This is a genomic window from Neobacillus drentensis, from assembly GCF_036962765.1.
Classification (GTDB): domain Bacteria; phylum Bacillota; class Bacilli; order Bacillales; family Cytobacillaceae; genus Neobacillus; species Neobacillus drentensis_C.
The window spans coordinates 14,495-21,493 of record NZ_JBALOS010000037.1 but is presented as its reverse complement, the minus strand read 5'-3'; the positions used below and the strand labels follow the sequence as shown (position 1 = coordinate 21,493).

Annotated in this window: 8 protein-coding genes; 6 read left to right on the top strand and 2 right to left on the bottom strand. The window is 38.4% G+C overall.

Annotation, left to right across the window (positions count from 1 at the left end; all coding sequences use genetic code 11):
- Positions 1 to 70 precede the first annotated feature (70 nt).
- Positions 71 to 1,051, bottom strand: coding sequence for a metal-dependent hydrolase (locus tag V7137_RS06260; protein WP_335697274.1), 981 nt, complete (start codon positions 1,049 to 1,051; stop codon positions 71 to 73).
- Positions 1,052 to 1,176: 125 nt separating this feature from the next.
- Between V7137_RS06260 and mutY the strand changes: the two genes are divergently transcribed.
- Entirely contained in the window at positions 1,177 to 2,277 is a 1,101-nt protein-coding gene (gene mutY, locus V7137_RS06255; RefSeq protein WP_335697273.1) for an A/G-specific adenine glycosylase, read from the top strand.
- A 25-nt stretch (positions 2,278 to 2,302) separates the two neighbouring features.
- On the opposite strand, the gene V7137_RS06250 is transcribed toward mutY, so the two are convergent.
- Positions 2,303 to 2,527, bottom strand: a complete 225-nt coding sequence (locus tag V7137_RS06250) for a hypothetical protein (protein ID WP_335697272.1) — start codon at positions 2,525 to 2,527, stop codon at positions 2,303 to 2,305.
- A 183-nt stretch (positions 2,528 to 2,710) separates the two neighbouring features.
- Here V7137_RS06250 and fabL point away from each other — a divergent pair, with 183 nt between their 5' ends.
- From fabL to V7137_RS06225, 5 genes are all read left to right on the top strand, one after another.
- Entirely contained in the window at positions 2,711 to 3,460 is a 750-nt protein-coding gene (gene fabL, locus V7137_RS06245; RefSeq protein ID WP_335697271.1) for an enoyl-[acyl-carrier-protein] reductase FabL, read from the top strand.
- Between the two features lie 75 nt (positions 3,461 to 3,535).
- Positions 3,536 to 3,841: a gamma-type small acid-soluble spore protein gene (locus V7137_RS06240; RefSeq protein ID WP_335697270.1), complete on the top strand. Its 306-nt coding sequence runs from the start codon at positions 3,536 to 3,538 to the stop codon at positions 3,839 to 3,841.
- A 200-nt stretch (positions 3,842 to 4,041) separates the two neighbouring features.
- The gene (locus tag V7137_RS06235; RefSeq protein ID WP_335697269.1) at positions 4,042 to 4,299 is read left to right on the top strand and encodes a YgaB family protein; all 258 of its coding nucleotides are present in this window, start codon (positions 4,042 to 4,044) and stop codon (positions 4,297 to 4,299) included.
- 205 nt (positions 4,300 to 4,504) lie between these two features.
- Entirely contained in the window at positions 4,505 to 5,035 is a 531-nt protein-coding gene (gene ntdP, locus V7137_RS06230) for a nucleoside tri-diphosphate phosphatase (RefSeq protein WP_335697268.1), read from the top strand.
- A gap of 147 nt (positions 5,036 to 5,182) precedes the next feature.
- Entirely contained in the window at positions 5,183 to 6,949 is a 1,767-nt protein-coding gene (locus V7137_RS06225; RefSeq protein WP_335697267.1) for an ABC transporter ATP-binding protein, read from the top strand.
- The last annotated feature ends 50 nt before the right edge of the window (positions 6,950 to 6,999 follow it).

The following is a 6,999-nucleotide window of genomic DNA, read 5'->3' as shown; positions in this document are numbered from 1 at the left end:
AGCGGAAATCAACAGGCAATTTAAACAGAGACTAAACTAAAAAAGCGAGTGACTTTTTGTCACCGCTTTTTTAACTGGGGATAATACTTAATTTTTTTCGCAATTTCTTCTCACTGAATACCCATCCAGTATAGGAACTAATCTGTTTCAGGTCACAATCTAATTGTACAACGGCAACAAACGGGTAGTGGCCATTGCTTCGATAGCGTAAATCAATAAAGCGAACTTCGTAGAAATCAGAGTATTCATCCACTTCCCAGCGATAGACTGGCGAAAATGATAAAAATGCGGAAAGATTTTTATCCTGCTTAGCTGCCTCGATTACTGGAGTCTTAGGGACAGGAACACGATTGAAATAATCTAAGATCTCAACTTCGTTATTTACTGCCTTTCCGACAAAAAATTGCTTCTTGTTCATGGCAGCAATTCTCCATTGATGAAACCTCATCGTTGGTGCAATAATTATTTCTGTTGCATCAGGTATTTTCGTTCTCACCTCAGCCATTACATGATGCTTTGCCCTAAAGCGTAAAATATAGTAGCCAACAATTACAGCATACATGATCAAGAAAGTATATCCTGGTTCGGCCCCTAAAACCCAAATAACAATTCCGAGAATATGGATACCAAAGATAATCGGGTCAAAGGTATTAATTACACCCAAGGCCACCCATTTTGTAGAGAATGGTCTTAAAGCCTGGGTTCCATATGCATTAAAGATATCAACAAAAACATGTATAAAAACCGCCGCAAATGTCCAGGCCCATAAGTGAAACAGATTGGCTCCTTGGAAAAACGGATAGATAACAGCTATTAATACAAGCGGCCACAATATGACGGCTGGAATGGAATGGGTAACCCCTCGATGATTGCGTATATAGATTGCATTATTCTTTAGCTTTAAAACCGTGTCAATATCAGGTATTTGCGACCCGGCAATCGTTGCAATTAAGACACTGGTGGTGGTAGCATGGCTGCTGGCAACAACAGGATCAAGTGTTGCTAATCCACCTAGAGCAATACCCATGACAACATGTGTTCCTGTATCCAAAAGGAAATCCTCCTTCAAATAAAGTTCTTGTCAAACAGGATCAATTGACTTATCGTAGTACGATACATTACTTATTATAATGCCTTTTTTCAGACAGTTTAACTACACCTGGAGGAACAAAAGTTATGATTATTGAACTAAAGAATATAGAAAAAATCAACCTATCTGCTTTTCAAACCGATTTAATTACCTGGTTTAAACAGGAACAACGAGATTTGCCATGGCGGAAGGACCAAGACCCATATAAGGTATGGGTGTCAGAAATCATGCTCCAGCAAACAAGGGTGGATACGGTCATTCCATATTTTAACCGTTTTATTGAATGGTTTCCCACTATTGAAGATTTAGCTGTGGCCGAGGAAGAAAAAGTATTGAAGGCCTGGGAAGGGCTCGGATATTATTCCAGGGTACGAAATTTACAATCAGCAGTTAAGGAAGTTTATGAGAAATATAATGGAAAAGTTCCAAATAATCCAAATGAGATTTCTGGATTAAAAGGGGTCGGGCCTTATACTGCAGGAGCGATATTAAGTATTGCTTACGGGATTCCTGAACCAGCTGTCGATGGAAATGTGATGAGGGTGTTATCAAGAGTGCTTTCGATTTGGGATGATATTGCGAAACCTTCCACTCGAAAAATATTTGAAAAAGCAGTTCGAGAGTTAATTTCGCATGAAGACCCATCCTCATTTAACCAAGCATTAATGGAATTGGGAGCGTTAATCTGTACACCTACCTCTCCTTCGTGCTTATTGTGTCCTGTTCGGGACCATTGTCAAGCGTTCGAGGAAGGGGTACAACAGGAACTTCCGATAAAAACCAAAAAAACCAAAACACGAGATGTTCAACTTGCGGCTGCTATCCTTTTTGATAAAGAAGGAAAGGTATTAATTCACAAGCGGCCAGCAACTGGTTTACTTGCAAACTTATGGGAATTACCCAATGTTGAACTTCACCATCCCTTGCAAAATGATCGGGAACAGGTTGTTGAACTATTTGAGCATTCCCATAAAATAAAAGTAAAGTTTGAAAAAATTATTGGTCAGCTTCAGCATGTTTTTTCACATTTGGTATGGAATATCAATGTATATACTGGTACCTTCCTATCTGATTTTCAGGAAAGTGATGAGTGGAAGTTTGTTTCACTTGAAGAAATGAAACAATTTGCTTTTCCTGTCTCTTCCCAAAAAATGCTTAAGCTTTATCTAGACCACAAAAGGGAATAAACGCCGCAGATCTGCGGCGTTTTTTTCAATCGTATACTGTTTTTGTTCCATGTGTATAATCTGCCTCTTGCCTTTTGAGACCGCCGCGAGTTTCAATTTCCTCAATAATTTCGCGATGGATCGTTTGTCCCTCACTATTTAAATAGGGGGCAATTTGCTGGAAAGAGTGGTGGAAGAAAGCTAGTTCACTGCTTTTCCAATCCGTTTTTGGTGTCATCGAAAGCTCTGTCATATCACGTCCAACATACATTTATGCTACTTCCTTTCCAATTGTTATTTACTCTTATTGTTTAATATTAATTGTCTTCTATTCCTGGAAAAGCTAAAATGAATTGAAAAGCGAAGTCCACAAGCGGTTGGGCGATGAAGCTTGCCACTAATAAAATTTATCAGAAATATTACTAATACTTTTAACAAAGAAGGGAATAGTTTGATGACTCAAAAAGTAGCACTCATTACTGGAAGCAGCAGGGGAATCGGTAAGGCCACTGCACTACGATTAGCAGAAGCAGGATATGATATTGTCATTAATTATGCAAGAAGTAAAAAGTCAGCCCTGGAGACAGCTGAGCAAATCGAGGCCTTAGGCAGAAAGGTGCTCGTTGTTAAAGCAAATGTTGGGGATGTAGCCAAAATAAAAGATATGTTTACACAAATAGAGGCTGAATTCGGCCGACTGGATGTGTTTGTAAATAATGCTGCCTCAGGTGTACAAAGGCCAGTGATGGAGCTTGAGGAAAATCATTGGGATTGGACCTTAAATATTAATAGCAAAGCCTTGCTGTTTTGTGCACAGGAAGCAGCAAAATTAATGGAACGAAATGGTGGAGGAAAAATTGTCAGCATTAGTTCCCTTGGTTCGATCCGCTATTTAGAAAACTACACGGTCGTAGGCGTCTCTAAGGCAGCATTAGAAGCTCTCACAAGATATTTGGCGGTTGAGTTAGCCCCTAAAAATATTGTAGTCAATGCGGTCTCAGGTGGTGCAGTCGATACGGAAGCACTAAAGCATTTTCCAAATCGTGAAGAACTACTTCAGGAGGCTAAGGAAAAAACTCCTGCTGGCAGAATGGTTGAGATCGATGACATGGTGAATTGTGTCATGTTCCTTTTATCCGAAGAATCAAGCATGATAAGAGGGCAAACCATTATTATTGATGGTGGAATTTCATTACTTGTTTAATTATTTTTAAATAATATTTTTTGCGGATAATCTTCACGAAGCATGGTTACATTAATATTCGTGGAGGTGATAACTATGGCAAACTTCAATCAACAGCCAAACAAAACTTCAGCTGGAACTAACATCCAGGAAGTTAGACAAAAAAATGCTCAATCTCAATCTGCTTCTGGTTCAGCAGGTCAATTTGGGACTGAATTTGCGAGCATGACAAATGCTGCTGAAGTTAAAAAACAAAATGCTCAATCTGCTTCAGCTCAAAGTTCTCAAGGTTCATTCGGGACTGAATTTGCGAGCGAAACAAGCGCTGCAGAAGTAAGACAACAAAACCAACAATCTCAAGCACGTAAAAACCAAGGCAGCGGCCAATTTGGTCAAAGCTAATAAAGGTATGCAGAAGGCACTCTATTTTCGGATAGAGTGTCTTCTTTTTTTGTTGTCTTAGCTCCAGCTCCTAGGGGCTCGGGGGCATAAGCTTTTCTAGTTTTCGACAAAAGTTCTGTTGAGTCTACATTTGTTTTCAAAGGAGAATACGGCTTATTCGAGAATACATAGTAGGAACGAATAAAAAGGCGGTGAGGGAAATGGATCATTTTAACAGATTAGTTTCCGAACAATTAGTGACGATGGAAAAATTATTATACCTTCAAGGAGAACTTGAGCGTTGTCAACAAATCGAAGTAGAGCTGCTGGCCTTACAGAAAGAAACGGATCTTGCCAGTATTCAAACCGAGATCCGAATCATGAAACAAGAGTTGAAAGAGATCCAGTCCATTTTTGAAAAGCAGACAGAAGAGGTCATCAATTCCTATCGTGAAATGGACTTAACACCTTCCATTTAGGTTAAAAAACGAAGAATCTCTAAAAAAATTCGCAAATTTTTACAAAGAGCCATCGAAATATGGCTCTTTTGTTTTAAAATCTGTTCTCAACCGTTATAATAATAGTAAATAGGAATTGTACTTTGTTACCTTTTGTCATTATTTATTTATCTATCGGTTTAGAATAGGGTTACAAAGCGTTCAGGAATGAAGGTAGGGGAGAAACATGGGCGTACCCATCGAAGGTGAACCAATGCAAATACATAGCTATAAGCACAATGGGCACATCCATCGCGTCTGGGAAGAAACAACTGTTTTAAAAGGGACACAGAATTTGGTAATCGGAGGCAATGACCGAACACTAGTGACAGAGTCAGATGGCAGAACATGGATAACAAGAGAACCAGCTATTTGTTATTTCCATTCACAATACTGGTTTAATGTAATTGGAATGATTCGTGAGGATGGTATCTATTATTACTGTAATATCAGTTCCCCATTTATTTTTGATGGCGAGGCACTAAAGTACATCGATTATGATTTAGATATTAAGGTGTTTCCAGATATGACATTTAATTTACTAGACGAAGATGAGTATGAACGTCATCGCCGTGAAATGAATTATCCAAATCCAATTGATCAAATCCTAAAAAGGAATGTCGACAAGCTGATTCAATGGATTAGACAACGGAATGGCCCATTTGCACCAGATTTTATTGATATTTGGTATGAGCGTTATTTAACATACAGACGTTAGATGGCAAAGAGGAGTTACGGGCCTGTTGATGTAATCAACAGGTTTTTATTTGCTTTTTTTAAATGGGACAAGGTGTGTAAACTTTATTATTGTAATAAAATGTTTTTGTTTCATGACTTCTTATTATGACCCGAAAGGAGGACTAACTTGAGCAGCATTTTCAGGTATCTGCAATTTGTAAAACCGTATCGACTCCAGGTGATAGGGACAATCATTATCGGGGTCATTAAGTTTGCTATCCCGCTTAGTATTCCGCTATTGATTAAATATGTTGTAGATGACATTGTTGGCAGTCATACCCTATCCCATGATGAGAAGATTCATAAACTATTGTTCATTATGGTTATAATGCTGGTTGTATTTGTCATCCTGCGGCCGCCAATTGAATATTATCGGCAATATTTTGCCCAGTGGACCTCTAGTAAAATTCTTTATGATATTCGAGATACGATGTATACTCACATTCAAAAGTTGAGCTTTAAATATTTTTCAAATAATCGTGCAGGGGAAATTATTTCACGAGTGATTAATGATGTTGAACAAACGAAAACGTTTGTCCTTTCCGGATTAATGAATCTCTGGCTGGATATTGCTACCATCATTATTGCAATTATTCTTATGTTTTTAATGAGTATTAAACTAACAATTGTCTCGATCCTGTTGTTTCCACTGTATGCCTTTTCAATTAGATATTTCTTTGGCAATTTACGCAAGCTGACACGGAATAGGTCACAAGCACTAGCAGAGGTTCAAAGCTATTTACATGAGCGTGTTCAAGGCATGCCAGTTATTAAAAGCTTTGCGATAGAGGATTTTGAACAAGGTCAATTTGATAGGCAGAATAGAAATTTTTTAGAAAAAGCCTTACAGCATACGAGCTGGAACGCCAAGGCTTTTTCCGCGGTAAATACCATTACGGATATTGCTCCATTAATTGTTATAGGCTATTCTGCTTATCTTGTTATTCAGGATCAACTATCTCTCGGGACGATGGTAGCGTTTTTTGCCTATATTGATAAGCTCTATAATCCATTGCGAAGATTGGTTAATTCTTCTACAACGATCACTCAATCTTTTGCATCCATGGATCGGGTGTTTGAATTTTTAGATGAGAAATATGATATCGTTGATGCTCCAGATGCAAAAGTTTGTAATCAAATACACGGGGACATTTCATTTGAAGATGTTTCTTTTAGATATGAAACAAACGAAGAGTTGGTCTTAAAAAGTATAACCTTAGATGTAAAAAAAGGAGAAACGATTGCCCTAGTAGGGATGAGCGGAGGAGGGAAGTCCACGCTTGTTAGTTTGATTCCCCGTTTTTACGATGTGACAAATGGAAGAATTACATTAGATGGGGTAGATATCAGACAATTTAAGGTTCAATCTTTACGAGACAAAATTGGTGTCGTTTTTCAGGATAATATCTTATTTAGCGAATCGGTAATGGATAATATTTTATTAGGGAAACCAGGTGCATCTCCTGAAGAGGTATATGCTGCCGCAAAAGCGGCCAATGCTGATGAGTTTATTTTAAACCTATCGGAAGGATTCGAAACCAAAGTTGGCGAACGAGGAGTTAAACTGTCAGGGGGACAGAAACAACGTGTTGCCATTGCCCGTGTCTTTTTAAAAAATCCGCCGATATTAATTCTTGATGAGGCAACTTCCGCGTTAGATTTAGAGAGTGAGCATGCTATCCAAGAATCACTTGAAGAGCTAGCTAAAGACAGAACCACCTTTATCGTTGCTCACCGATTGTCAACCATTACTCATGCGAATCGTATTGTCTTGATTGAACATGGTCAAATCGTAGAAGTGGGAACACATGAAGAGTTAATGGCGAAACAAGGGAATTATTATAAACTATTCCAAGTCCAGCAATTAGAAAAAAAAGAAACCGAAGCAGAATAACTTGCTTCGGTTTCTTTATATAGGCTCTGTAAAACTTGCCTGTTGATTTC

Coding starts and splice junctions, on each gene's coding strand:
- V7137_RS06240 (WP_335697270.1), top strand. CDS start 3,536: ATGGCAAACTTCAATCAACAGCCAAACAAAACTTCAGCTGGAACTAAC.
- mutY (WP_335697273.1), top strand. CDS start 1,177: ATGATTATTGAACTAAAGAATATAGAAAAAATCAACCTATCTGCTTTT.
- fabL (WP_335697271.1), top strand. CDS start 2,711: ATGACTCAAAAAGTAGCACTCATTACTGGAAGCAGCAGGGGAATCGGT.
- ntdP (WP_335697268.1), top strand. CDS start 4,505: ATGGGCGTACCCATCGAAGGTGAACCAATGCAAATACATAGCTATAAG.
- V7137_RS06250 (WP_335697272.1), bottom strand. CDS start 2,527: ATGTATGTTGGACGTGATATGACAGAGCTTTCGATGACACCAAAAACG.
- V7137_RS06235 (WP_335697269.1), top strand. CDS start 4,042: ATGGATCATTTTAACAGATTAGTTTCCGAACAATTAGTGACGATGGAA.